Source organism: Chitinophaga skermanii, from assembly GCF_003259335.1.
GTDB classification, from domain to species: domain Bacteria; phylum Bacteroidota; class Bacteroidia; order Chitinophagales; family Chitinophagaceae; genus Chitinophaga; species Chitinophaga skermanii.
In genome coordinates, this window is sequence record NZ_QLLL01000003.1 from 355,869 (window position 1) to 381,999 (window position 26,131).

Annotated in this window: 22 protein-coding genes; 13 read left to right on the top strand and 9 right to left on the bottom strand. The window is 41.9% G+C overall.

Going from position 1 to position 26,131, the window contains the following annotated elements; all coding sequences use genetic code 11:
* Positions 1–1,126: 1,126 nt before the first annotated feature.
* Entirely contained in the window at positions 1,127–1,609 is a 483-nt protein-coding gene (locus LX64_RS09185; protein WP_111597613.1) for a peroxiredoxin, read from the bottom strand.
* A gap of 157 nt (positions 1,610–1,766) precedes the next feature.
* Here LX64_RS09185 and pyrR point away from each other — a divergent pair, with 157 nt between their 5' ends.
* From pyrR to LX64_RS09215, 7 genes are all read left to right on the top strand, one after another.
* Entirely contained in the window at positions 1,767–2,297 is a 531-nt protein-coding gene (gene pyrR, locus LX64_RS09190) for a bifunctional pyr operon transcriptional regulator/uracil phosphoribosyltransferase PyrR (protein ID WP_111597614.1), read from the top strand.
* 214 nt (positions 2,298–2,511) lie between these two features.
* Positions 2,512–3,459, top strand: a complete 948-nt coding sequence (locus LX64_RS09195) for an aspartate carbamoyltransferase catalytic subunit (protein ID WP_111597344.1) — start codon at positions 2,512–2,514, stop codon at positions 3,457–3,459.
* A 104-nt stretch (positions 3,460–3,563) separates the two neighbouring features.
* Complete coding sequence (locus tag LX64_RS09200) at positions 3,564–3,893, top strand: DMT family protein (protein ID WP_111597345.1); 330 nt, start codon at positions 3,564–3,566, stop codon at positions 3,891–3,893.
* 61 nt (positions 3,894–3,954) lie between these two features.
* Positions 3,955–5,379: a serine hydrolase domain-containing protein gene (locus tag LX64_RS09205; protein ID WP_111597346.1), complete on the top strand. Its 1,425-nt coding sequence runs from the start codon at positions 3,955–3,957 to the stop codon at positions 5,377–5,379.
* Between the two features lie 88 nt (positions 5,380–5,467).
* Positions 5,468–7,963 (top strand): PIG-L family deacetylase, encoded by a 2,496-nt coding sequence (locus LX64_RS09210; protein WP_245952598.1) that lies wholly within the window; start codon positions 5,468–5,470, stop codon positions 7,961–7,963.
* Between the two features lie 11 nt (positions 7,964–7,974).
* Positions 7,975–8,142 (top strand): hypothetical protein, encoded by a 168-nt coding sequence (locus LX64_RS26015; RefSeq protein WP_158538588.1) that lies wholly within the window; start codon positions 7,975–7,977, stop codon positions 8,140–8,142.
* 125 nt (positions 8,143–8,267) lie between these two features.
* Complete coding sequence (locus LX64_RS09215) at positions 8,268–9,980, top strand: sodium:solute symporter (RefSeq protein WP_111597348.1); 1,713 nt, start codon at positions 8,268–8,270, stop codon at positions 9,978–9,980.
* Positions 9,981–10,151: 171 nt separating this feature from the next.
* Here LX64_RS09215 and LX64_RS09220 read toward each other — a convergent pair whose 3' ends face one another.
* The 5 genes from LX64_RS09220 to LX64_RS09240 form a co-directional block, all read right to left on the bottom strand.
* Positions 10,152–11,000 (bottom strand): DUF2911 domain-containing protein, encoded by an 849-nt coding sequence (locus LX64_RS09220; protein WP_111597349.1) that lies wholly within the window; start codon positions 10,998–11,000, stop codon positions 10,152–10,154.
* 116 nt (positions 11,001–11,116) lie between these two features.
* Complete coding sequence (locus tag LX64_RS09225; protein WP_111597350.1) at positions 11,117–11,776, bottom strand: response regulator transcription factor; 660 nt, start codon at positions 11,774–11,776, stop codon at positions 11,117–11,119.
* 12 nt (positions 11,777–11,788) lie between these two features.
* Positions 11,789–12,583 (bottom strand): sensor histidine kinase, encoded by a 795-nt coding sequence (locus tag LX64_RS09230; protein WP_111597351.1) that lies wholly within the window; start codon positions 12,581–12,583, stop codon positions 11,789–11,791.
* Positions 12,580–13,257 (bottom strand): hypothetical protein, encoded by a 678-nt coding sequence (locus LX64_RS09235; RefSeq protein ID WP_148707260.1) that lies wholly within the window; start codon positions 13,255–13,257, stop codon positions 12,580–12,582. The genes LX64_RS09230 and LX64_RS09235 overlap by 4 nt, the downstream gene beginning before the upstream one ends.
* 5 nt (positions 13,258–13,262) lie before the next feature.
* Complete coding sequence (locus LX64_RS09240) at positions 13,263–13,658, bottom strand: hypothetical protein (RefSeq protein ID WP_111597353.1); 396 nt, start codon at positions 13,656–13,658, stop codon at positions 13,263–13,265.
* 680 nt (positions 13,659–14,338) lie between these two features.
* Between LX64_RS09240 and LX64_RS09250 the strand changes: the two genes are divergently transcribed.
* Positions 14,339–15,214: a hypothetical protein gene (locus LX64_RS09250; protein ID WP_111597355.1), complete on the top strand. Its 876-nt coding sequence runs from the start codon at positions 14,339–14,341 to the stop codon at positions 15,212–15,214.
* Between the two features lie 861 nt (positions 15,215–16,075).
* On the opposite strand, the gene xerD is transcribed toward LX64_RS09250, so the two are convergent.
* A complete protein-coding gene (xerD, locus tag LX64_RS09255; RefSeq protein ID WP_111597356.1) occupies positions 16,076–16,972 on the bottom strand; it encodes a site-specific tyrosine recombinase XerD in 897 nt (298 codons plus the stop codon).
* A gap of 267 nt (positions 16,973–17,239) precedes the next feature.
* Between xerD and LX64_RS09260 the strand changes: the two genes are divergently transcribed.
* On the top strand, positions 17,240–20,686 hold the full coding sequence (locus tag LX64_RS09260) for a pyruvate carboxylase (RefSeq protein WP_111597357.1): 3,447 nt from the start codon (positions 17,240–17,242) through the stop codon (positions 20,684–20,686).
* Positions 20,687–20,863: 177 nt separating this feature from the next.
* Positions 20,864–21,424: a lipocalin family protein gene (locus LX64_RS09265; protein WP_111597358.1), complete on the top strand. Its 561-nt coding sequence runs from the start codon at positions 20,864–20,866 to the stop codon at positions 21,422–21,424.
* Between the two features lie 79 nt (positions 21,425–21,503).
* Here the strand turns inward: LX64_RS09265 and LX64_RS09270 are convergent, their stop codons facing one another.
* Positions 21,504–21,920 carry a nucleoside-diphosphate kinase gene (locus LX64_RS09270; protein ID WP_111597359.1) on the bottom strand — a complete coding sequence of 139 codons (417 nt, stop codon included), beginning with the start codon at positions 21,918–21,920 and terminating at the stop codon, positions 21,504–21,506.
* A 242-nt stretch (positions 21,921–22,162) separates the two neighbouring features.
* Here LX64_RS09270 and LX64_RS09275 point away from each other — a divergent pair, with 242 nt between their 5' ends.
* Positions 22,163–23,170 (top strand): DHH family phosphoesterase, encoded by a 1,008-nt coding sequence (locus LX64_RS09275; protein ID WP_111597360.1) that lies wholly within the window; start codon positions 22,163–22,165, stop codon positions 23,168–23,170.
* A 24-nt stretch (positions 23,171–23,194) separates the two neighbouring features.
* Positions 23,195–24,091: an FKBP-type peptidyl-prolyl cis-trans isomerase gene (locus LX64_RS09280; protein WP_111597361.1), complete on the top strand. Its 897-nt coding sequence runs from the start codon at positions 23,195–23,197 to the stop codon at positions 24,089–24,091.
* Positions 24,092–24,912: 821 nt separating this feature from the next.
* Here LX64_RS09280 and LX64_RS09285 read toward each other — a convergent pair.
* Positions 24,913–25,314 (bottom strand): thiol-disulfide oxidoreductase DCC family protein, encoded by a 402-nt coding sequence (locus LX64_RS09285; protein ID WP_111597362.1) that lies wholly within the window; start codon positions 25,312–25,314, stop codon positions 24,913–24,915.
* 103 nt (positions 25,315–25,417) lie between these two features.
* On the opposite strand from LX64_RS09285, the gene LX64_RS09290 reads away from it, so the two are divergent.
* Positions 25,418–26,026, top strand: coding sequence for a hypothetical protein (locus tag LX64_RS09290; RefSeq protein ID WP_148707261.1), 609 nt, complete (start codon positions 25,418–25,420; stop codon positions 26,024–26,026).
* Positions 26,027–26,131 lie beyond the last annotated feature (105 nt).

A 26,131-nucleotide genomic window follows, 5' to 3' on the forward strand; every position in this document is an offset into this window, starting at 1 on the left:
CTTCATGGAACAGCCTTTTTTTATTCTAATTCGCTGGCGCGGCCATGCTGTTTTGGCTTACATCCCGTTGTGTTACTTTCTTTGCTTCTCCAAAGAAAGTAACCAAAGAAAGGAGGACAAACGGCGAAAGACTGCGTCGCCGTTTGATCGGGATGTCGATGGGGCTTTGGTGCTACTGTGGTGAAGGACGTTGGGTTCTTTGTGGTGCCTGTTTTGTTGGGGTGGTTTGTTCTTTGTTCTTATATGGGGTTATGGTTTTTTGTTGGGGAAATGGAGGGTTTGGGAAACTTTTAGGGGCGAAGGACCTAAAAGTTTAAGGGTTGGGATATGGGAGGGGTGTAGTAATAGAGGGTTGAATGGGATGTGGTTTTAGAGTGAAATTTGCGTGCAGTAGGATATATTTTTTTAATAAATTGACATTGAATCCTTTAAAAGGTTCCCTTATGATACTTATAATATCTCCTAATGTTCTTCTAATGTTCTTTCAATGTTAAACCCCAGTAAACACAATAGGTAGGATATATTTACCTAGTATGTGGGATATTTTTGCATATATATACATTATTTCTAGGCCATAGTAAGCATAATAGTATTTTAAGGTGACATTTTGGCGAAAGAGGGAGGAAGAGTATGTTAATGTATTTTTTTGCAAGATATTTCCTTCTTTCAAAAAGCAATTTTTTTATGCCAGCATGGCAATAACGATGAAGCAAGGAACAAATTGAAAGCCTCATGTACAAATAGTATTATACCATTACAACAGTCACTCATCAATCACCCCAATCCCTCAAAAATCCCAAACTCAAAACCAATAGGTCCTTACGTCCCTAAAGGTTTTGCCCCAATCTTTCTCATCCCATCCATCCTCCAACAAAACAGGCACCACAAAGACCCCAATGCCCTTCACCACAGTAGCACCCAAGCCCCATCAACATCCCGATCAAACGGCGACGCAGTCTTTCGCCGTTTGTCCTCCTTTCTTTGGTTACTTTCTTTGGAGAAGCAAAGAAAGTAACACAACGGGATGTAAGCCAAAACAGCATGGCCGCGCCAGCGAATTAGAATAACCAATTAACTACAATACCTGTAATACAGGCATCAGCATGTAAAACCACTGCAAGCCAAGCTATTGTTTCTTCAACGCAGTAAGCGATTCTTGCACATGTTGAGCAGCATTCGTCATACTGTTAAAGTAGTGAATGATAATACCATTTTTATCTACTACGTAGGTTACACGCCCTGGCAATACAAAAGTTTTTGGCACCCCGAACAGTTTACGAACTTGGTTGCTTTCATCGGCAAGTAGGGTGAAAGGCAATTTGTATTTTTCAGCGAATTTCTTGTGAGAAGCTACGCTGCCGCTGCTGATGCCAATCACAATAGCACCTAAGTCGGAAAACTCTTCGAACGAGTCGCGGAACGAGCAAGCTTCTTTGGTGCAACCTGGGGTGTCGTCTTTCGGGTAGAAGTAGATCACCATCGGGCGTTTGCCGATTTCGTTGGCTACATTGAATTGTTGGCCATTTTGATCGGGGAGGGTGAAAGTGGGGATTTTGTCGCCTACTTTCAATTGGGCTTTGCTAGCTTGTGGGAATAAGGAAAATGCCATTATAAATAGGGTGATTGTTGTTAAATGAATGCGGTTCATATCCTAAAATTCCAAAAAAGGCAACAGCCCAACAAAAAAATTATACCCAATAGGCATTTTCCTGCGGAATTAAGTGGCATTAATCACTATTTTTGTCCAAATTGTAAAACGTATCATTGTGAAGACTATTCTTAACGATAAACAGTTAGGCATTACTATTGACAGGCTTTGTCATCAATTGCTAGAAAATCATTTACGCTTCGAGAATACCGTGTTGATTGGCTTACAGCCACGGGGCATCTATTTATCGGATAGAATTCATCAGAAACTTACACAGCTGTTACCCGGTACGCCCATCCCGTACGGTAAACTCGATATCACGTTTTACCGCGACGATTTCAAAACGAACCCAGCTATACACGTTCCTAACGAAACGGATATCGACTTTTCCATCGAAAATAAAAAAGTAGTATTGATCGACGATGTACTCTACACCGGTAGAACCATCCGCTCTGCTCTCGATGCTATGTTAGACTTCGGTCGACCTTCTTCTGTTGAATTATTAGTATTGGTAGATAGAAGGTTTAGTCGCCAGTTACCTATTCAACCCGATTATACGGGTAGAACCATCGATGCCATCGTTTCTCAGAAAGTGAGGGTGATTTGGGCAGAAAAAGATGGTAAAGACGAGGTAGTGTTGGTCGATTAAACCCGTTTATTGTCCATTTATCGTACTTATACCGGCCGCTAAAAGGTAAAACTTAACAGCGGAACGGGGCATAGTGTGTTTAAGTGTAGATGGAAATAAACCCGCTAAAACATAGATTTTCATAGGATTAGAAAAGGGGAGCGAGGCGGAAAGTTTGAAAAAATTTCCAAATTGATTTCTCGAAATACTGGATAGCCTTTATATTTGCATCTTAATGTCACTTTCAGTAAAACATCTACTTGGTATACGCGATTTGCAGCGTTCGGATATTGAAACCATTTTTCAGACTGCTGATTCTTTTAAGGACGTTTTACAAAGGCCTATTAAAAAGGTTCCTACGCTCCGGGATACTACAATCGTGAATGTATTCTTCGAAAACTCTACTCGTACAAGAATTTCATTTGAACTAGCCGAAAAAAGGTTAGGTGCCGATGTGGTAAACTTCTCAGCAAGCGGTTCTTCAGTATCTAAAGGCGAAACGCTCATCGATACCGTGAATAACATTTTGGCCATGAAGGTAGATATGGTGGTGATGCGCCACTCTGCTACCGGGGCTCCGCATTTTCTTTCTAAACACATCGATGTTCCCATTCTCAACGCAGGCGACGGTATTAATGAACACCCTACGCAAGCGCTCCTAGATGCTTTCTCGATCCGCGAAAAACTCGGTTCCGTAGAAGGTAAAAAAGTAGCGATCGTAGGCGATATTATGCACTCGCGCGTGGCTTTGTCGAACATCTATTGCTTGAAGAAATTAGGGGCAGAAGTAACAGTGGTGGGGCCTCCAACCTTGATCCCGAAATACTTAGCCAATGCATTAGGCGTGAACGTAACTTATAACCTCCGCGAAGCACTAGAATGGTGTGATGTAGCGAACGTGTTAAGGATACAGTTAGAGCGCTTAAAAATGCCGTTGTTCTCTTCGCTCCGCGAATACTCGTTGGTATATGGTATCAACAAACAATTGCTCGATAGCTTGCACAAAGAAGTGGTGATCATGCACCCTGGGCCGATTAACCGCGGCGTGGAATTAAGCTCCGATGCAGCAGATTCGAAACAGTCGATTATTTTGCAACAAGTAGAAAACGGGGTAGCCGTTAGAATGGCCGCTCTCTACCTGCTTTCAGGCAAAACACCTAATATAACTGTAACCGGTAATTAATTATTACCGGTTTTTTTTGCCTTATTTTTTCGCCTTCCAACCTCGGCGGAATTTCCCTATTTTTATTACCACTTTTATTCAACACCCTAAATTTACACTGTGTTATGCGCACCGTTGTGTTACTATTGATTTCGAATATCTTTATGACGTTCGCTTGGTATGGCCATTTGAAACATAACAACACGGCATTGTGGAAAGCGATTCTTGTTAGTTGGGGCATCGCCTTTTTTGAATACTGTTTCCAAGTGCCCGCCAACAGGTTGGGATACCAAGAAGGTATCAACGGTTTCCAGTTGAAAATGATCCAAGAGGTAATTACCCTCGTTGTTTTTAGTGTGTTCGCGATCTTGTATTTAAAAGAACAGTTTAGATGGAATTACTTGGTGGCATTTGCCTTTTTGATAGGTGCTATCTATTTCGTTTTCAAGAAGTAATCTTCACCTAATTCACCCAGTATACAATTCTTCTTTCAATCGCTATTTTAATAATTACCTTATGCGTAAACTTTTTGTCCTATGCCTACTCATTTGTAGCAGCATTCTTCATGCCCAAGACAGTAAAAAGCCCGTTGTCGACCTTGTTTTCAAGTTCTTACAAGAACTAGGTAACCCTGCATCCGGTGTGGCTTACCAAATGCTAGATTCAAGTTTTCAACAGAAGGTCAGTCAACAACGGCTAGGTCAATTGGGAATGTTAGTATTGGATGGCTTCGGGGTGGTGAAAGCATTGAATATAGATAGTGTGGCGAATGATGGAATGCATTTCTTCACTGCTACCTATTTAGAAGGAACTGCTGGTGTACAAATTAAGATGACGAGCGAACAGAAAATATCGTACTTCACCCTAGTGGATATTCCTTCTAATTCGGCCACCGATAAATTCAAAGAGTATCAAAACCCGTTAGCTAATGCCCGTGACTCGTTTGTACATAAAGTGGCCATGCAATTCATGAACATTGCCAATACGCGTAGTGCTATTATTGGCGTAGTACAAGGAACCGGTATGCAGATTTACGGATATGGTGAAACAACAAAAGGTTCAAAACGCATTCCCAAGCCTAACGACCTCTACGAGATTGGTTCTATTACTAAAACCTTTACATCTACTTTGTTAGCCTTAGAAGTAATTAAGGGCAAAATGAAGCTCAATGATCCCGTTAATAAGTACTTATCCAAGCAAACACCCACCCTGCAATTACACGATACCTTAATGCGTTTAGTACACTTATCGAACCATTCCTCGGGCTTCGGTCTCATACCAAAAGATCTGTTTAAGGATGCTTCGGTGGCTGATCCTTATGCTAAATACACGAGTGAAAAGATGCTGCGCTATTTATTAGATACACCGAAGATAACGTTCACACCAGGTACGAAATTCTCTAATTCCAATTATGCTGTAGGCTTATTAGGTGAAATCATGGCCTTGCAAAATAATACAACGTATGAAGGATTGCTGGAAAAGCAGATTTGGAACCCATTGGGAATGAACGATACACGCATAACGTTGAATGAAGAACAAAAAAGTCGTTTTGTACCTGGGTATACGCTAGACGGTGTAGAATCGGCGCATTGGAACTTTACGGGTATGGCAGCATCAGGTGGTATACGGTCTACGATGGCCGACATGGTTACTTATGCCCGTGCAATGATGTGGGAAGCGCCGAAAGACTTATCGAAAGCGTTTGAACTCATGCGAAAAGAAACCTTGTTCGATGCTTCATCTGGAACACGTGTTGCCTTAGGTTGGCTGATCATACCTAAAGAACGTACCATCTATGCAATTGATGGGGGAACAGGTGGATTCAGTTCATTGATGGTATTTGAACCAAACACAAAAACTGCTGTGATTGTGTTAACGAATGTTAACATACATCAAGTTTTTGGGATGGATATCTTAGATTGGTTGTTGAAAAACCAATAAGCATATATTAAATTCTTTTTACACAAACGGTGCAAACTTGCCCTGTTTAATCCCTATTTTTGGTCACTGCTAAAAAGGCCTTGAAATTATGATCGTTAGGATAATGGTGGCAGCATTGCTGATAGTTAATTGTATCGTTGGTTCCACGCATGCGCAACCTACGCCAACTACCACTGCTGCAGATATTAAATTACAACTGGAGAAGTTAAAAACTTTGGGGAACGTACTCTACTTTGCTGCGCATCCCGATGATGAAAATACACGCCTCATCGCTTATTTAGCGAAGGAAGGAAAGTACCGTACTGGGTACCTTTCTTTAACCCGTGGCGATGGTGGTCAGAACTTAATTGGGAATGAACAAGCTGAGTTACTTGGTTTGATTCGTACCCAAGAGTTGTTAGCTGCCCGTAGAATAGATGGTGGCGAACAATTCTTTACACGTGCCAACGACTTTGGTTTCTGTAAGAATCCTACCGAAGCTTTTACCATTTGGAATAAAGAACAAGTATTAGCGGATGCGGTTTGGGTGATCCGTAATTTTAAACCCGATGTGATTATTTGCCGTTTCCCGGCCGATAGTCGTGCAGGGCATGGGCACCATACGGCTAGTGCTATGGTAGCTGCTGAAGCTTTCGAAGCGGCAGCAGATCCAAAACGCTTCCCAGAACAATTAAAGTTCGTACAACCATGGCAAGTAAAACGCTTGTTGTGGAACACTTTCAATTTTGGGTCTAATAATACCATTGAACCCGGCCAGTTTAAACTCGACATTGGCGCCTACAATTACCTACTCGGAAAAGGCTATGGCGAAATTGCCGCGGAAAGCCGCTCTCAACATAAAAGCCAAGGTTTCGGTGTACCGGCATCCCGTGGCGAGTCGTTCGAGTACTTTTCAACCATTAAAGGTAGCGAACCCAAAACTTCCATCATGGACGGTATAGCAACCCAAATGAAAGATGTGCCGGCTGCCGCTGCTACTGCTAAACTAATCGATGAAGCCATTGCTCAATACAATATTAGTCATCCATCTACCATTGTACCGCAATTGATTAAAGTAAGAAAATCATTGCAAGCATTACCGGCTAACCAATGGAAAGAACAAAAACTTAAAGAAGTAGATGATTTAATCATCGCTGCTGCAGGCTTATGGATGGAAGCATATAGTAACGAAAGCATTGCTTCCCCTGGCCAAACCATTAATACAAAACTTGAGATCATCAACCGTTCAAATGTAAAGGTTGATTTGAAAGAAGTAGCATTACCGGGTTGGACTGAAACACCCAACAAAACGCTCGATAACAATAAATATCTCAGCATTCCGAAAGCATTTACGTTACCTGCCAATACAGCAATTAGTGAACCATATTGGTTAGCTAATAATCACCCTATCGGGATGTACGTGGTAAACAACCAAGATTTAATTGGTCGCCCAGAGAATAAAGCTGCATTAACAGCTACTTTCAAATTAACGATTGATGGAGAGCCATTTACCATTACCCGCCCGGTTGTATATAAATACACCGACCAGGTGAAAGGCGAATTGTATAAACCATTTGTAATTGCACCGCCTGTTGTAGCTGGTATTGATAATTCAGTATTCATCTTCACCAGCAAACAAGCACAAAAAATCCCGGTTAAAATTACAGCTACAACAGCCGCCGCAGAAGGTACGGTTAGCTTAACATTGCCAGAAGGTTTTACCGTGGCTGAAAAAGCATTACCGTATTCATTGAAAGGCAAAGGTGATGAAGTAGAAGTGGTGTTCAACGTAACGCCTATTAGCACGGATAAAAATGCAACAGGTGAATTTACCGTAGTTGTAAACTTCAATGGGAAGGAATACACGGAGAATATGCAAGTGATTAATTACGATCACATTCCAACGATAACCTTGTTCCCTAGCGCAGCGGGTAAGCTCGTTACGGTGAACTTGAAATACAACGGCAAACGCATTGGTTATATCCCGGGCGCGGGTGATAAAGTAGCCGAAACGTTAACGCAAATTGGGTATGATGTAACACGCTTGTCGGATAAGGATATTATGAATGGTTCATTGGATCAATACGATGCCATTATCACAGGTGTGCGTGCATATAATACACAACCACGTATGAAGTTGTGGCAAGACAGGCTTATGCAGTATGTGAAAAACGGGGGTACTATGTTGGTGCAATACAATGTAAACCAACCACTGGTAACTACGAACTTAGGACCATTCCCATTCTCGTTGTCGCGCGATCGAGTAACGAACGAGCAGGCACCGGTAACGTTGAATGATCCTGCCAACGCGGTATTCAATTACCCGAATAAAATTAACGCGGCCGACTTCGACGGGTGGATCCAAGAAAGAGGTTTGTACTATACGGTGAATGTAGATGGTAACTACGAGAAGTTGTTTACCATGAACGACCCGGGCGAGTCGAACCTAGATGGAGCTACTATAGTTGCGAAGTACGGTAAAGGTCGTTATGTATATACCAGCCTAGCTTTCTTCCGCCAGTTACCTGCGGGCGTACCGGGAGCATTTAGGCTGTTTGTGAACTTGATTTCTAAAGAACCGAATAATATCGCAAACGGTCATTAATATATAGTTGTATGAGTAAGCAAAATCCTGATAGGTCGAGATTATCCATCGCCGGTGGCGTGTGTATTATCATTGGCATATTAGCCGGGTTCGCGATCAAGAAAGTCCATATCGGGTTATTGATAGGCCTGGCATTGGGTTTATTGAGTGGGGGATTATATTCGAAACGTAATAACTAAATTATGAACAATATGGAAGACGAAAAACCGCCGTTGTTCCGTAGTTGGAACACATGGTATGTGATCGTAGTGGCTTGGTTGGCATTGCTGATTGTATTGTTTTATTTGTTCACCAAAACATTTTCATGAGTTCTTTAGATTGGCTGGTGCTGGGCGTTACATTAGTAGCCATTATTGTTTACGGTATTTGGAAAAGTAGGGGACAGAAAAACATCGACAGTTACTTCCTCGGTAACCAGTCGATGCCTTGGTATATCGTGTTGTTGTCGATTATGGGCACGCAAGCGAGTGCCATTACCTTTTTATCTGCACCGGGGCAAGCCTTTACCGATGGTATGCGCTTTGTGCAATATTACTTCGGGTTGCCTTTGGCCATGGTGGTGTTATGCATCACTTTTGTACCGCTATATCACAAGTTAAAAGTTTATACCGCGTACGAATGGATCGAACAACGTTTCGATCTGAAAACGCGTACACTTACATCCGTGTTGTTTATGCTATCGCGGGGTTTGAGTACGGGGATTAGTATTTGTGCGCCGTCGATTATATTATCCAGCTTACTGGGTTGGAATATTTTCTGGACGAACATTAGCATGGGAGGCTTGCTGATTATCTACACGGTGATTGGTGGCACAAAAGCAGTGTCGTATACACAAACCTTGCAATTGATCATCATCTTTACCGGGATGTTCTTAGCAGGTTGGATGGTGGTGCACCTGTTACCGGCAGATGTATCTTTTACAGATGCTTTGCATGTTTCGGGCAAGATGGATAAGCTGAACGTGATTGTAACTGATTTTAAATGGAAGGATAAGTATAATATCTGGAGTGGTTTGATAGGTGGGTTCTTCCTGGCCTTCTCTTACTTCGGTACAGATCAATCCCAAGTAGGCCGGTATTTAACGGCTAAATCGGTGAAAGAAAGTCGTTTAGGCTTACTCATGAATGGCTTGGTGAAAGTGCCTATGCAGTTCTTGATTTTGTTAATTGGTGCTTTGGTGTTTGTATTCTACTTGTATTTTAGCGCACCGATTTACTTCAACCAAGCACAATTACAAAAGGTATATAATTCGGCAGAAGGCCCCCAAGTAAAAGCCTTAGAAGCGGAGTATGATGCCTTAAGCTTGGTGAAACAAACCCAAGTGAAGCAATTATCTGCGGCCATTAAAAGCGACAATCCCGGGCAAATTGCTACCGCTAAGCAAGCATTACATCTCACGGATAGCAGTGCACACGCAGTGCGAGCAAAAGCCTTGTCAACCATCAAGCTAGCATCGCCGGGTACAGATACCGACGATACCAATTATATATTCTTACATTTCGTGGTCAACAATTTGCCGAAAGGCTTAGTGGGATTATTGATTGCAATTATATTCTTGGCGGCTTGGGGTAGTATTGCCGCAGCATTGAATTCGCTGAGTTCTACTACGGTCATAGATATTTATAAACGCTTGATCAATCCGAATGGTAGCGATGCGCATTACTTGCGAACATCGAAGATATGGACGTTTATATGGGGCGTGTTCTGTATTGCAGTGGCCCAGTTTGCCAGCGGTTTGGGTAGCTTGATTGAAGCGGTAAATGTACTCGGCTCGTGGTTTTATGGTACTATATTGGGTATCTTCCTCATGGCATTTTACGCGAAGAAAACGAGGGGTACGGCCATATTTTGGGCGGCTTTGGTGGCGGAAGTAATTGTAATTGCTGTGTTTATGATGGACGTTATTTCGTTCTTGTGGTTGAACGTATTGGGTTGTGTGTTAGTGATGATGTTAGGGGTGATGATTCAGTGGTGTATTAACCTGTTTGGAAAAGAAAAACCAACGCTCGCCGAATAGTAAGGCGGTAGATGAACGAAATGCGACGCAACGCTGCTTAATAGTATAGCAAGCGTTTGTACCAAAAAAGAGGATATAATTGGTTGACTATAACAGTGGATAGTTATGAAAAGTAAATAAAAAAAGCTTGTCATTATGACAAGCTTTTTTTTATGCTGTAAGAAGAATTGATTACAAAGAAGCGATCAATTTTTCGTTTAAGCGAACGTAATCTTCGTTTTTAGCTTCTTTCGCCATAGTGATCGACTTTTGAGCGGTTGCTTTAGCAGCAGCTTTGTCGCCTTTTTTAGCTAAGATTTTCGCTTTCAAGTGCTCTTTCCAGAAAGTGCTGTTTGAAGCAGTGGCAGCGTTTACGTATTCCAATGCTTTGTTGATATCGAGGTTGTTGTTGAAGTACCAGTTAGCAGCTTCCCAGTAAGGGCGTTTAGCAGCATCTGGGTTTTTCAAACCTTCTTCGATAGAAGCTTGGATTTTAGGGTTGATATCGGCAGTGATTTCGAAAGAAACCATGGTTGTTTCCCATAACAACATCATGTTCATCGCGTTAGAGCGGATGTTTTCGAAGTTGATCATGAAAGTTTCAACTGCGAATGGCAATTGAACTGGGTTTACTTTAAAGCGAGCTACGTCATCAGACTCTTTGTAACCGTCTTTACCCCAGTTTTTAATGCCTTTGTTTAAGATGACAGTCCATTCGTTTGCACCTGGAATGGTATACAATGCGTATTCACCTTTAGGCACGTTTACGCCGTTTACTTTCACATCTTCGCCGAAAGTAACTTTAGTAGCAGCGTTAGCGCCGGTTCTCCATAGAACGTTATAAGGTTCTTGTGCGCCGAAGATTGAGCGGCCTTTCACAGAAGGACGAGAGTAAGTCACTTCTACGCTAGACAAAGCGAAATCTTGTTTTACAGTTTGTACTGGGCTAGGAGCGGGCATTTTGATACCTTGTGCCATAGCATTCAAACTGAGCGTGGAAACAAACGCGGCAACAGCCAAGAATTTAACCTGTTTTTTCATACAAAGCTTGGTTTTAATAAAATATTGATAGAAATGGAATAGTTTATGCGCGCCAAATATACGTATTCGTGTATTCGTAAACGTTATGAAAGTAAGAAATATATGTGTTGAGCCATTTATTCTACCAAGCCATGACGGAAAGCGTAGACAACGATGCCGACGGAGTTTTTCACGTTCATTTTTTCGAGGATCTTTTGGCGGATACCTTCGACTGTTCTAGGGCTGAGGTAGAGTTTTTCGGAGATTTCTTGCGTAGTATGTTCGTTACAAATGAGTTTGAGTACTTCTTTTTCCCTTTCGCTGAATTCGATTTCGTCTTTGAAAGTGGTTTTCACTTGTGGTTTTGTTTTGTGCAATACCTTTTTCAGCAAGGCGAGGTTTACGTTTTCGTTGAAGTAGAAGCCTTTTTGGAAGGTAGTGCAAATAGCTTCGTAGATTTCTTCCGGCTCACTGTTTTTGAGGAGGTAAGCATTGGCGCCGTTTTCTACGAGGTGGAGGATGAAGTTATCATCTTCATACATCGTGAGGATAATGATTTTAACGTCGGGGTATTTGGCCCTTACTTTAATCGTGGCCTGGATGCCGTCCATTTTGGGCATTTTTAGGTCCATGAGAATAACGTCGGGGAGTTGTTCCTCCATAATAGACAGGAGGTGTTCACCGTCTTCGGCTTCGAAAACGATTTGGATGTTTTGATAGGGTGTTAGGGAATTAATAACACCGTTTCGGAATATTTTATGGTCATCAGCGATGGCGACTCTTATAGGGTGCTCCATATTGGAGAGAATTTAAATTGTAGGTTGAAAATTAGCCACTTGTATTTCGGCGATGGTGCCTTTCGTGGTGTTTTTTGCAAAGTTGATGTTTCCGCCGATAATATTCAAACGAGATTCAATATTTTTTAGGCCGAGGCTGCCTTGTTTTTGTTTAGATGCTTCGAGAATGCCTGCTAAGCGGCCATTTCCGTCGTCTTCCACGGTAATTTTGAGTAATTGGGGTGAAGCTTGGTAGGTAATGGTAATGTTTTGGGCTTCGGCGTGTTTGAGGATATTATTGATTAATTCTTGTACGACGCGGTATACGTTGAGGGCTTTTTCCTTGTCGACTCCGTATTTATTGCCATCGGTTTTATAGTGGATGGCGATGGTTTTGTTTTTGTTCATGAGGTTACAGAAGGAGTCGAGGGCGTGGGAAAGGCCGAGGTTTTCGAGTGCTTGGGGGTGTAAGCTTTGCGAGATGAAGCGAAGTTGCTGGATGATGGTATCGGTGAATTCTTTGGTTTCTTTGATACGATCGACTTGCGCATCTTGCGCTTGTTGTTGCAAGTGGTTCAGGTTGAGTTTCAACACGGATAACTGTGCACCAACTTCATCATGCAAATCTTCCGAAATTCTTTTCCGTTCGCTTTCTTGTCCTTGTAAAGCGGCGCGGAGCATTTCCTTTTGGAGGAGGAGGTCTTTATCTTTAAGTTTTAATTTGTATTGAATTACTTGCTTTTGTTGTAAGATCACGAGTGTTACAACAAAAATCCCCAACATAAACATTACGATGGTTCCTATGAGGATTATTTCCACAAAATTCATGGCATCACGTTTTTAATTTTTCGGAGCCCAATATAGAAAAGAATTATTTGTAAAGCGCCAGAAGAATAGTGAACAGGCATCATAATAGTGGTTAATGCCTTGATATCTTCTGTGTTCCCGGTTTGTTGTAACAGGTTGTAAGCCAATGCCAGTAAGAAATAGCAACAATGGTAGATGAATAAGCCGGCATTGAACCAAAAGTTGGGTAAAGTATTTATCGTGATCGATTGTTCAATTAAATATTCGTCTTTTAGAAGTTGGATAAAATAAATAATGCCATAAGCAATGAGAATAAAGGTGCGTATTGGTTCAAAGATGGATAAGAATTCTTTGAAGTGGCTGACTTTAAAGTAGTCGAATATAAAAATCAATAAGCAAAGCCCTATCATGCCTAGGATAAATTGGCGTATGATATGCCGTTTGATCACTGTTCTGAAGAATAGAGACAATATTACAAACTGGGTGAATTGCAATATAGGTACAAACCACATATTGTTTTGGCGCAGGATCATGCCAATATAATACGACCCAACGGCGAAGATGATGCTGGCTATTACGTAGTAGTAGATGTATTTAGCCGCTTTATCGAGTTGGGGATATTTTAAGCTGAAGGGGATCAGCAGCAAAGCTTCGATCCCCAACATGCCTAAGAAATAAATCTGAAAATGTGTCACTCTAATTATTGTGGGTTTAATGGAGAAGGTGTTGGTCCACAGTTCACTGGGCAGTATACGCCACCATCTAAGATATCGTCACCGTCTTTTTCACCTTTAGATAAATGTTTTTCTGTATCGATTAAGTCGCGACCGTTTTCATCAACGGCTACAATAACGAACTTCTTATCTTTTTTACCATCGCCGTCAACATCGAGGCCATAATAGATACGTAAGCCAACCGCTTCCGGGTTACTTAATAAGTGTTCGAGTTTAGCGCTACCGAAGAAAGCCGCGATGGTAAAGTCTTTTTTGCCTTTATCTTTTTCGTGTTTACGAAACTCGCGTGTGTATTTTTCGCCGGTTGCTAGGGTAATAAAGGTACCAGCATGTTTGTTGAAACCTTTTTTTGCATCTTCCATAGTTTGATTTTTTAGAGGTTAGTTAAATTATAGCGGGGTAAAATTATTATAAATAATTACTCTACAAAATCTCCTTACAAACATATTATTATACCCATCAAGCAAAGTTTCATACGTGGATGCTTGATTGTACGCGACTTACGAAGGATTTGATGAGAATTATAGGCGCAATAAATCCGTACGGACCACTGAAAAATGCGTATTTCTACGCAGCGGGCTGGTTTGGCGGGCATTTACTACTCGTAATGGGTTTATTACGACAAATAATGTGTCAATTCACTGCGTTGTGGAATGCAGTGAAAAGCTGGGGATGCTTGCTGGTGGGGGAAGATAGTGAGTATTAACTAAAGTTGTGTATGAAGTACACTACTTTGGGGCTTCGAGGGGTGGGGAAGTAGTTGGTGCGTATTTCTACGTATGGTATGCGTAGAAATACGCATTTTAAATAATTAGGGGTTGTGCGCTTGTCTTACACCTTGATGTTATTAATCTTTGCATAAGTAAATGTATACAGGGCAGTCGTAAAATGGTAATGTGATAATGATACAGTTTTACAACTATACTCTTGGCCTTTCTACCATGTTTGTTTTGTTAGTTTGCAGAGGTTGATTGGCTACGAAGCGTAGCAGTGAATCCCAGGTGGTGTTAACCCCCTTTTTTGTGAAAACCAAATTCGAAGTATGAGTTACCTGTTAATTGGAAATCTCTCGGCGCTTGTTTGCGATGATGCCATCGAGCATGTTTCGAAGGCTACCATCAGGGTTTACTTACCTGCGAGCCGTTTTCATGGAGATGACAAGCAGGATGACAACACCACCGACTTGCACCCCATTACCCCAACTGCTTATTTGCAGAAAAAAGAACGTTTGTTAGCCGAAGGCACTGTAGATGAAACCGGTCATTTCTCCCTAGCATGGGAGGAGATCCATTTGTTTACGGAGCCGCTGGAATTCGACATCAGTTTGAGCCAGGTACCCGGCAAGCGTGCCGCGCAAACTGCGATGCATTTCCAATTAGGAATGTTTGTGCCCCAATGGAAAAGAGAGCATGGTTTGTACAAAGCTGCTTTCGCGTATATCATCCCATCTCATCAATGGTCGGTAATACGTGGCGCTTTCAGATCATGGGTTATAACCGGTACGGTAAAGCACGCACAAACAATTTCCGGTATTGGAAATTTGAGAGTGGAGGCTTACAATGCCGAAAATGACCAACTAATTAGCTGGGGCACTACCAACGAAAAAGGTAAGTTCAAGCTATACTATAATGTAAGTGAAGAAGATAGTAGTCTGCAAGCCGTAGTGCATGCCGATGACGAGGAATATTATACAGCAGGACCTAGTATCTACTTCAAAATTTACCGGCACAACCAGTTAATCTGGAGTGAAGGAAAGGATGTAGCATTATTGCCAGAACGGCAGCAAATCACGCCTTGTAGCCGAATGCACCTATATATTGATCCTGCGGCTAGCAGTAGCAATAAACCGGGCGGCTATGAAAAAGGCTGGTTGCATAACTTGATGGATAAATCACAATCGATCAAGTATACCTTTTAACCTAATGCAAAGATTCTCTGTTGAGTCTCGTTTTATGTTAGTGAACCCCAAGTAACCCTAACAGCTACCGTACTCAGCCAGCCACTTTGTAGGTAGCTGTTTTAATTTTTGATAACCTAGTTTAACTACTACATACGAAAAGCTGAAATACTCACCTGTATTTCAGCTTTTCTCGTTTTAAAGGGTAGGGAACAGGTAGGTAAAATACATGGCTTATAATATTACGCTCTGTTCAAAATGCACCCTTCATCTTTCTCTTGTAATTGTTATCCAGCAAGGAATGCTAAAAAAATTTGCATGCTTATGGTTGGTATATGGTGTTAAGGACTTCCCAGCTCTAAAAAGAGTAGGGGATGTAGTCATATAATAACATGTTTCTGTTAAACCACTCTATCCACCTCCTTTCCTTCGAACATCATCAAAACAATCCTTCAAAATCAACCAACTATCATCTAATTACATGTTACGATTTTAATTTTACTACTCTGTTTCATAATCATTAATATGTTAAATAGAAAGGTTTTATCTGCTTTCTTTTTGTCTTGTAATTATTTTTTGAATCACGTCGCTGTAAGCGAAAAAAAAATTTCCGGGGATGTTGATAAGGAAGCGGGGGGGTGATCGTTGAAAATAAAATGCTTTGCAGTTGTTACCAATAGCAATGTTAATCCAACATAGGAGCAATTGAAAATAGTTTTGAGCAGGTGGGGATGAGACGCAGCAAGTACGGCATTAACTAAAGTAGATAGTAGCTTGCTGTGCTTGGGATAAATGTAGTTGAAATTAGCAATGATAGCCGGAGTTGTAGCAACAACCCGCCAAAACTACAAAACGGGCTTTCAAACCCGTTTTGTACATATCCTAAAACCTAGGGTGGAATTGCTCCAAAGTATCGCGTAAATACTCGCGATCTAGGTGCGTGTATATTTCCGTTGTGGTAATACTTTCATGTCCTAACATTTCCTGTACAGCGCGTAAATCTGCGCCGCCTTCTACAAGGTGGGTGGCAAAGGAGTGCCTAAAGGTATGCGGGGAAATCGTTTTCTTGATTTGCGCGGCTTCTACCAGGTCTTTGATGAATAAGAAAATCATCACCCGGCTAAGGCTGCCACCTCTACGATTTAAGAACAGGATATCTTCGTTGCCGGGTTTGATGTCCAGCTGCCGGCGAACGGTTTCCATGTATATTTTAATATGCTTAATGGCTTCTTCGCCGATCGGGATTAAGCGTTCTTTATCCCCTTTACCTACCACGCGAATAAAACCGGTTTCTAAATAGAGTTGAGAAATCTTCAAGCTGGTGGCTTCACTTACACGTAAACCACAACTATACAGCGTTTCTAAAATTGCTTTATTGCGCACGCCTTCATTCGTGCTTAAGTCAATCTTACTAATAATCAATTCAATTTCATACACGGAAAGAATATCGGGCAACTTGCGCATGGTTTTAGGTGCCTCCAACAGGGTAGTAGGGTCTTCTTGTATAATATCTTCTAGTATCAAATACCTATAGAAACCTTTGATCCCGCTAATAATGCGTGCTTGCGACGTAGCACTCATGCCTAGTTGGGCTATCCATTGTATACATTGTTGTAAGTGTTGTAATTCTAACTGCGTAGGGCCTAGCGTAATCTCGTTCGCTTGGAGGTATTGTACGAGCTTTTCTACATCACGAATGTATGCTTCTACCGAGTTATCGGCCAACGATCGCTCTAATTCCAAGTACGATTTATATCCTTTTAAATATGAAGTCCACATAATTAAATACTAACATAATCAATCTAAACCATTCTTCAATTACGTAAATAAGTCGCCATATCACAAATAATATAATTAAATAATATAATAAAATGAACACCTAATTGTACAATAATATCGATTGCATACAAATAATTAGATATTATTTATTGAAAAGTTCGAAAAATTAGACAAAGCTATAGTAAAAGCCCCTTTCTTTTATTACTTTTATAGCGATTAGAATGTTCAGTTCTAGTAATTTTAAGTATCGTTTATATTCAACCAATTATGTCGGACACATCGCTAAAGAAGATCCAGAAACTGTTGGTAGCAAACAGGGGAGAAATTGCTGTTAGGATTTTGCGTGCCGCTGCGGAATTACGCATCAGAACGGTAGCAATTTTCACGTATGAAGACCGTTATTCCCTACATCGCTACAAGGCCGATGAAGCCTACCAGGTAGGAAAGAATGACGACCCGCTTAAGCCTTATTTAGATATTGAAGGCATTATTCATTTAGCCAAGGAACAAGGTGTGGATGCCATTCACCCCGGTTATGGTTTCTTGAGCGAGAACGTACAGTTCGCCAAACGATGCAAGGAAGAAGGAATCATTTTTGTGGGTCCTGATGTGGAAGTGATGGCGCAACTCGGTGATAAAGTAGCGGCGAAGAAACTTGCCCGCGAAGTGAAGGTGCCTCTTATCGAAGATAGCGAAGCGAAACTGATTGATACTGCCACTGCTTTATCTGAAGCGAAACGGATCGGGTTCCCCATTATTCTAAAAGCAGCAGCCGGCGGCGGTGGTCGCGGTATGCGCGTTGTACGTGAGGAATCCCAACTCGAAAAATCTTTCACCGAAGCAAGAAGCGAAGCCGGTAAAGCCTTCGGCGACGATACCATTTTCATTGAAAAATTCATTGAAGAACCCAAACACATCGAAGTGCAATTGATGGGCGATAACTACGGTAATATCGTTCACCTCTATGAACGCGACTGCTCCGTTCAACGCCGCTTCCAAAAGGTAGTAGAAATCGCTCCTTCTCCTAATCTCCCGCTCGAAACACGCGAAGAGATTTATGGCTACGCACTCGCACTCGCTAAAAAAGTAAATTATAACAACGTAGGTACCGTCGAGTTCCTCGTTGATCGCTCTAATAAAGTATACTTCATCGAAGTAAACCCACGTATTCAAGTAGAACATACGGTTACGGAAGAGGTTACCGGTATCGATATTGTACGCTCCCAAATCCTCATCGCGCAAGGGCACCAGTTAAGTGATCCTGAAATCTTCTTGAAAAGCCAAGACGATGTAAAGTTGAACGGGTTTGCTATTCAATGTCGTATTACGACCGAAGATCCAGAAAACGGCTTTAAGCCCGATTATGGTACAGTAATCGCCTACAGGAATGCCGGCGGTTTTGGTATCCGCTTGGATGAAGGTAGTACGTACTCCGGTGTGAAAATTTCACCTTTCTTCGATTCTATGCTCGTAAAGGTAACGGCGTGGGGTAGAACGCTTTCAGGTTCGTCTGCTCGCTTACACCGTACATTAAGAGAGTTTAGAATTCGTGGTGTGAAAACGAATATCAGCTTCTTGGAGAACGTGATCACGCACGACATTTTCCGTAAAGGGAATTGTACGGTAAGTTTCATCGATCAGAATCCAGAACTCTTCAAGTTATCGCCGATCCGCGATCGCGCCACTAAAACGTTGATGTATATAGCGGATGTGACTGTAAACGGTCACCCCGATGTGAAAACGAAAGACGCCACCAAGAAATTCCGTGAACCCAATGTGCCTACATTCGATACCATCGGTAACTACCCGAAAGGCACAAAAGATAAACTGGAAGAACTCGGTCGTGAGAAATTCTCACAATGGCTTCGCGATGAAAAACCGGTATACTTCACCGATACCACTTTCCGCGACGCACACCAAAGTCTTTTAGCTACCCGTGTTCGTACAAAAGATATTATTGCCGTTGCTGAAGGCTTCGCCAAAAACAACCCGCAAATTTTCTCTATGGAAGTATGGGGTGGCGCTACATTCGACGTGTCTATGCGTTTCTTGCATGAATGTCCTTGGCGCCGCTTGCAACAACTCCGTAAGGCTATGCCTAACGTATTGTTACAAATGCTTTTCCGTGGTTCAAACGGCGTAGGTTACTCTGCTTACCCCGAAAACTTATTGGCGAAATTCATCGAGAAATCTGCTGAAAACGGGATCGATATCTTCAGGATCTTCGATTCGTTGAACTATGTAGATGCCATGACGCCCAGTATCAAGTTTGTAAGAGAAAATACCAATTCGCTCGCACAAGCTGCTATTAGCTATACAGGCGATATACTAAAACCAGGCAAGTATACTTTACAATATTATACCGACCTCGCAAAACGCCTCGAAGATGCCGGCGCTCACATGTTGTGCATTAAAGACATGGCCGGTTTGTTAAAACCACAAGCCGCTACCGTACTCGTAGAAGCGTTGAAAGATTCGGTTAAGTTGCCCATCATTCTACATACACACGATACAACTTCCATCCAAGCCGCGACTTACCTCAAAGCTATTGAAGCGGGTGTAAACGTTGTAGATTGCGCCATCGCATCGATGAGTGGTATTACTTCTCAGCCTAACCTTAACTCGATGGCATCTATCCTAGATGGCCACGAGCGTAGCAGCCACCTCAACCTCTCCTCATTAAACGATTATAGCAATTACTGGGAAGATGTACGCGAGTACTACTATCCTTTTGAAAGCGATATGAAGGCGGGTACGGCGCAGGTGTACGAGAACGAAATCCCCGGCGGCCAGTATTCTAACTTACGTCAACAAGCCGAATCGCTCGGTTTAGGCGATAAATTGGAAGAAATCAAGCATAACTACGCCGTTGTAAACGAACTTTTCGGCGATATCGTGAAGGTAACGCCAAGCTCTAAAGTAGTAGGGGATATGGCCTTGTTCATGACAGCCAACAACCTCTCTAAAGCGGATGTGCTCGACGAGTCGAAGAACCTTGCTTTCCCTTCTAGTGTACACGGGTTCTTTAAAGGAGAGCTAGGAGTTCCGTTTGGCGGGTTCCCGGAGAAATTACAGCAAATAGTATTGAAAGGCGAGAAACCATTAACCGGCCGTGCAAATGAACATTTGGCACCGGTAGATTTCGACAGCGATTTCGCAGCCTTCCAATTGAAATATCCATTAGCAGAGTTCTTGGATTACTTGAGCTACCACATGTTCCCGAAAGTATTCGACGAATATTATCACCATGCCCAAGTATATGGTAACGTAGAAGCCATTCCAACACCGGCGTTTTTCTATGGCTTGAAAATGGGAGAAGAGATATTGATTACCTTAAGTAAGGGTAAAACAATTATCGTAAAACTCTTGTACATCTTGCCGGCAGATGAAAGCGGTATGAGAACCGTGGTATTTGAATTGAACGGGTATACCCGCCGTGTTCAAGTACGCGACCGTTCCGTGCAAAGTTCAGCACCAGTCAACAAGAAAGCTGCTGATCCAAACGCGGAAGTTGGTGCACCATTGCAAGGTAAACTGAGCAAATTGCTGGTGAAACCGGGTGATACAGTAAGCACAAATACACCATTATTCATCATCGAAGCTATGAAAATGGAAACAACCGTAACGGCTACGCGTGATACGAAGATCAAACGTATTCACTTGCCGGAAGGAACAATGGTACAGCAAGATGATTTAGTGGTAGAACTCGAGTAGTTCTCGCCATGATTGATTGATAGCATAGCCCGGTTACGTAGTGTAACCGGGTTTTTTTATGGCCATCAATTGTACCGGTATTTCTACAGAATGTGGCGTAATGCAACCTGTCATTCTCCTAGAAGTACGCTGTAGGCTAACGGCACAACGTTTGTTTCAACATAGAAAACAAAGGTTATGAATAAGAAATTAATATTCGCCGGTGCTGCTGCAGCCATTGCTGCCACGGCTGCTTATTTGTATACCCGGGCAGGCAAAGTTTCGATGCCGAAAGGCGCTGAAGCGGTAAAGGATTTTGAAGTAGAGAAGTATTTGGGTACATGGTATGAAATAGCTAGGCTAGATTACAAGTTTGAGCGGAACCTAAGTAATGTGACTGCTCATTATTCCTTAGACGAAAAAGGCCAGGTAGTAGTTGATAATAAAGGCTTTAACTACAAGAAAGGCAAGTGGTTAGAAAGCGTTGGTAAAGCAAAATTTGTAGGCGACCCGCATGAGGCACGCTTGAAAGTGTCGTTCTGGGGGCCTATTTGGAATGGTTATAACGTCATCGCTATCGATGCAGATTACCAGCATGCTTTGGTGGTGGGAGATGATAAGAACTACATGTGGATCTTATCGCGGAACAAGCGAATTCCGAAGCATGTGAAACAATCGTTTTTATTGAAAGCTAGCAGTTTGGGGTACGACGTGAACGACCTAACGTGGACGAAGCATCGCAATATGCATGTAGCTTAAAAGATATTCCATTGTGAGTCCCAAAAAAAAGAGGGTGCATTTCTGCCACCCTCTTTTTTATATCGTATACCTCTTAGGATTAGAATTTCTCTAAACCAGAGAAGAAGAAATCGCCTTCAATTTGAGCGTTTTCATCAGAATCTGAACCGTGAACGGCGTTACGACCGATAGATTCAGCGTAGATTTTACGGATAGTACCTTCTTCAGCGTTAGCTGGGTTAGTAGCACCGATCAATTTACGGAAATCTTCTACTGCGTTGTCTTTTTCAAGAATAGCTGCTACGATGTGGCCGCTGCTCATGAATTCAACTAATTCGCCGTAGAAAGGACGTTCTGCGTGAACAGCGTAGAATTCGCCGGCTTTCTGAGCTGATAAACGCGTCATTTTCATCGCAACGATGCGGAAACCTGCTTCAGTAATTTTGTTTAAGATGCCACCGATATGACCATTTTCAACGGCATCTGGCTTAATCATGGTAAAAGTTCTGTTACCCATATGAATTTAGAATGTATTTGTTAATTTAATAGTAGAAACCTTGTTTGGTGTTGCCCGGTTGCTTATATTCGCAAGCTTTGCAGAGGTGCCAATCATTGGTTTCCAGGCCGCAAAAGTAATTAGATTTTAGTAAGAAGTAAAAAATTTTGTAAATCTCGTTCAAATAAAGAACTTCGCAATCGTTTTTGCACGTTGAAAGAACTTTGTGTAACAGCTTGTAAAATATAATATTATAGTTTTTGATGAAGCCGATTGAGGATATAAAACCCTTACTGGAGAGTAGCCCTAAAAAAGTGGTTATTACAATGCACCAAAAGCCCGATGCTGATGCAATGGGCTCTTCGCTCGCCTTGTACCATTATTTGATCCAGAAGGGTCATGATGTAACTGTTATCTCGCCCACCAATTTCCCCGATTTCTTGAAGTGGATGCCTAGTAGCGAATTGGTATTAGATTTTGAGTCGATGCACGAAAAATCTATGGCAGCATTGCAGCACGTGGATTTATTGTTCTGTTTAGACTTTAACCACATGGGCCGTACGAAGAACATGGCGCCGATCTTAGAAGATCTGAAAGCTGTGAAAATTCTTATTGACCATCACCTCGAACCACAACCCAGCTTCGATTACGGTGTAAGCGATACCACAGCTGCGGCTACCGCCCAGTTGATCTTCGAAACCATCGTGAAATTAGGCGATACGGATTTGATCAATGAAGCCATTGCCCAGTGCTTGTATGCAGGTACCATGACCGACACCGGTTCCTTCCGTTTTGCCTCCACCTCTGCACGCGTGCACCGCATGATAGCAGACTTAATGGATAAAGGCCTCAAACACGAAATTATTCACCAGAATATTTACGATAACTTCTTAGAGAACCGTTTACGCTTTATTGGGCATAGCTTGCTGAATAGGATGGACGTGTTTTACGAGTACAATACTGCCGTGATGGCCATCCCTTATACCGACTTGAAAAAGTTCGATTTACAAACAGGGGATACAGAAGGCTTAGTAAATTTCCTTTTATCCATCCAAGGTATTAAATTAGCGGCGCTGATCATCGATCGCAACGTGGAAGTGAAGCTATCGTTCCGTTCAAAAGGTAACTTCGATGTGAACACTTTTGCTAGGAAATATTTCGAAGGCGGCGGCCATTTCAACGCTTCCGGGGGGAGGAGTTCCGACTCGTTGGAGGTAACCTTCAACCGTTTCGTGAAAGCGATCGAGGAAAATGAAGACGCATTACAATAGGATCTATTCACATAATATAATCAAATGAAAAAGAAACATCTCTTACTCGTAGCTGCCGTGGCACTCGGAATTACTGTAGTTAGTTGTGGTGGTTCGAGAGGCAAAAAAGGTAAAACTTCTGGCGGTTTCGAATATACCATTTTGAAATCTGGCGACGGCGAACAATTGAAAGTGGGTGATACAGCTTTAATGTACATCAACCAAAAAATCAATGACTCCATGTTGCTGGATTCAAGAAAAGAAAGCCCAGAACCTATTCCTATCTCAATCGTTAAATCTACCGACAAATTTGATTTGATGGACGGTTTAGCATCATTAAGAGTAGGTGATAGCGCTGTGTTCTCTATTCCAGTGGATTCATTACCACAATTACCTTTCTTTGCTAAAAAAGGTGATAAAATCAATCTTACTTTCACTGTTGCCGGTAAATACTCTACTGCCGACCAAGTGAAAAAAGACGAAAAAGAAATTGATGAATACATCAAGAAAAATAACTCAAAAGCAACTAAAACTGCTGATGGTATTTATGTAGAAATCAAAGAAGAAGGTAAAGGTCCAAAACCAGCTGCAGGTGATACCGTTTCTGTATTCTACACCGGCCGTACTTTAGATGGCAAAATGTTCGATTCTAACACAGATTCGTCTATGCGTCCAGGTATGCCGTTAGAAGCATTGAAATTCCCTGTAGGTATGGGTTATGTTATCAAAGGTTGGGACTTAGGTTTAGCGGGTCTTACTGAAGGTACAAAAGCGCACATCATTATCCCTTCTCCATTGGCTTACGGTTTCCGTGGTAGCATGCCAATGATCAAACCAAACACAGTGTTAACTTTCGATGTTTACTTACAAAAAGTAACAAAAGGTCAACCTGTAGCGCCAGCTGCTGAAAAAGCAGATGATCACGCTGGTCATAACCACTAATCTTAGCTTTATCGCTATAAATTGAAAGGCCCCTCTACCGAGGGGCTTTTTATATTCCTTCCTAAGATGTACGAATGATGGTATAATATTATTTTCGACTCCTCCCTATCTTCCAGCGCCTATTTCCGTTACCAGTCACGATGGCAGAGTGTTAATTTCTCCATTTTCACCTCACTTTCATTCCTCGATTTTGCATCTTTGATTCCCTTCTTTAATTTTCCGTTTTAAGGGTGTTTTTAGCCTCAAATTTGCCATGAATTAGCTACATTGAGTATTTGAATCAAAAGTCATTAAAACGCCCAAAATGGGCTTTATTTTCAATTTTCTTTCAAATCCTTTCCTGTATTCGTTTTAACCCCAAAACATCGACGATTTGAGGCTAAATGCAAGCCCACAAAGCATTCTAGCGAAAAACATCGATAGTTCATCGGTATTTTTTTCGAAAACCCGCGTCAAATAAGGGGCATTTCGGTAAAACATCGGTAACCCATCGGTAGGAGATCGGTAAAGTATCGATAAATACAAGGTTTTTCTCGGTGAGACATCGGTAACCCATCGGTAGAACATCGGTGAAACCCTTGCTAAATAACGGTAAGAGATCGATGGGAGATCGGTGTCGACGGGGGGAAATCGAGTGGAAGATAGATGGTTATTTGTCAAAATGACATGTTAATATGCTATCATAAATGGGAGGGTTGCGCGCTGTAACTGCTGAAACAAAGCAAGAGCTACTCGTTGGCTGCTATTTGGGTAGCCTTTGTATAGAAGCCTAAATCAACTTCTTTAAACGTACTAGTGTTCGCGACTAAGAATAAATTTCTTTACAAGAATTTACTTTTTAAAGCAGGAGTCGGCACCATGCAAGCATCTTTTTTCCCAAACCATCGATAACGATTCTTAGCAATGAAGCTATAAACGGCATCGCGTATAAACCTAGGGAAAATCATAAAGCCATATAGGAGCGGCCATGCGCCGGGCAATTTACGGGCAATCTTTAATGCAGCTGTACTTTTTACATACAAGCGTCCTCCTTCAATTAATACAATTGAATCGGGTAATACTTCCCCTGTAGGTAAGTGTTGGGCAATTAGTTGTTGGCCAATGTCTGACTGTAATGCGGCAAACCTGAAACGGTTGCGTGGATCGCGTTTTAAAACGAACAAAACACTACTGTTGCATAGGTTACAGACGCCGTCAAATAGAATGATGGAATATGGTTCCATTTTTGATACGAAGAAATTATATTCAAATTTAACCTTTTTCCCCGGAACCACCACGGGCCGAATTTGTTAACTATAACCGAAGCTATCCTTAAAACTTGAACGTATGAAAGGCTTACTGTTACTCCTGGCATGTTGTTATTTGATGAGCGCTTGTAAGAATAATGCATCGAAACAAGCAGTAGAACAAGAGAATGTATTAGTACCCGATACGCTATTATATAATGATAGCGCTTTTCTTTTCTACGAGAAAGTGCCCAATGGTAAATACCTGCTTACTTGGGGCCGCAACGCCGACAACCCCGTAGGGCAAGACACGCTGGGGCCTATGCCCAAAGGCTTGCCTACAGTGCGTTGGCAAAATGCAGCAGCTATTTGTATTGAAGGCGATTGTGGTAGCGCCTGCACATTTGCGTATATATTGCCCTTAGAGAAACTGTCGAAAAGTAAGCATTACTTGTTTCCCTTGTCGTATAATCCCGATCAATCGCTTATTTGCTATAGTAGCAACCGCGTAAAAGATAAAGCACTTGCCACGGTTGAAAACTACATCACCGGCAAGCAAATGCAAATACTCTTACCTTATTTCCCCGGCACTGCCCCGTACGCCACCATAGATAGTGTTTCGTTCGTGAAGAATAATCAATTGTATATCGAATGGAAACATATAACCGGCAAGAAAATGAAAAAGACGATACCCATAAAATTGAAATAGGTTGCTTTGCTGTAGCGAGTTTGAGGCAATCGTTTGAAATAATGCGTGTGAAATTATGTTTTGAATGTTGAGCGAAATATATTGTGCGAAATGAATGTTCGATCA